General features: G+C 60.8%; 1 protein-coding gene. It reads right to left on the bottom strand.

Features of this window, described 5'->3' with window-relative positions; all coding sequences use genetic code 11:
- Positions 1-1,199: elongation factor Tu (gene tuf, locus B0D78_RS12095; protein WP_078017178.1), on the bottom strand; the 1,199-nt coding region annotated here is incomplete at its 3' end.
- Between the last annotated feature and the right edge of the window lie 2 nt (positions 1,200-1,201).

Here is a 1,201-nt window from a genome sequence, read left to right as displayed (position 1 = left end):
TACTCGAGGATCTGGGAGACGACGCCGGCGCCGACGGTGTGGCCGCCTTCGCGGATGGCGAAGCGAAGGCCTTCGTTCATCGCCACGGGCGCGATCAGGTCCACTTCGAAGGTGCTGTTGTCTCCCGGCATCACCATTTCCACTCCGTCCGGAAGTTTGATGGAGCCGGTCACGTCGGTGGTGCGCACGTAGAACTGGGGTTTGTAGCCGTTGAAGAAGGGGGTGTGACGGCCGCCTTCTTCTTTCTTCAGCACGTACACTTCCGCTTTGAATTTCTTGTGGGGCTGGATGCTCCCGGGTTTCGCCAATACCTGCCCGCGTTCGACTTCGCTCTTGTCGATGCCGCGCAGCAGCGCTCCGACGTTGTCGCCGGCTTCGGCGTCGTCGAGCATTTTGCGGAACATTTCCAAGCTGGTGATGACGACTTTGCGGGTGTCTTTGATGCCGACGATCTCGGCTTCGTCGCCGGGTTTGATCACTCCGCGTTCGACTCGCCCGGTCACGACGGTGCCGCGCCCGGTGATGGTGAAGACGTCTTCGATGGGCATCAGGAAGGGTTTGTCCATTTCACGCACGGGTTCGGGGAGGTAGCTGTCGCACGCGTCAAGGAGGTCCCAGATGGGTTTGCTCCACTTGTCGTCGCGCGCTCCGGTCCCTTCTTCCAGCGCTTTCAGCGCGCTGCCGCGGATGATGGGGATGTCGTCGCCGGGGAAGCCGTATTTGCTCAGCAGTTCGCGCACTTCCATTTCCACGAGGTCGAGGAGTTCGGGGTCGTCGACGAGGTCGATTTTGTTCATGAAGACGATCAGCGCGGGGACGTTGACTTGGCGGGCGAGCAGGACGTGTTCGCGGGTCTGGGGCATGGGGCCGTCGGTGGCCGCGACGACGAGGATGGCTCCGTCCATCTGCGCCGCTCCGGTGATCATGTTCTTGATGTAGTCGGCGTGCCCGGGGCAGTCGATGTGGGCGTAGTGGCGTTTGTCGGTGGTGTACTCGATGTGGGAGATGTTGATGGTGATGCCGCGTTCTTTCTCTTCCGGCGCTTTGTCGATCTGGTCGAATTTGGTCTCTTCCGCGTAGCCTGTCTTCGACAGAACGTGAGAGATCGCCGCCGTCAGCGTCGTCTTGCCGTGGTCGATGTGCCCGATCGTTCCGATGTTCAGATGGGGCTTGCTGCGCTCAAATTTCTCTTTTGCCATTG

This window comes from Pyramidobacter sp. C12-8, assembly GCF_002007215.1.
GTDB lineage: Bacteria > Synergistota > Synergistia > Synergistales > Dethiosulfovibrionaceae > Pyramidobacter.
This window is presented reverse-complemented; position numbering and strand designations above follow the sequence as displayed.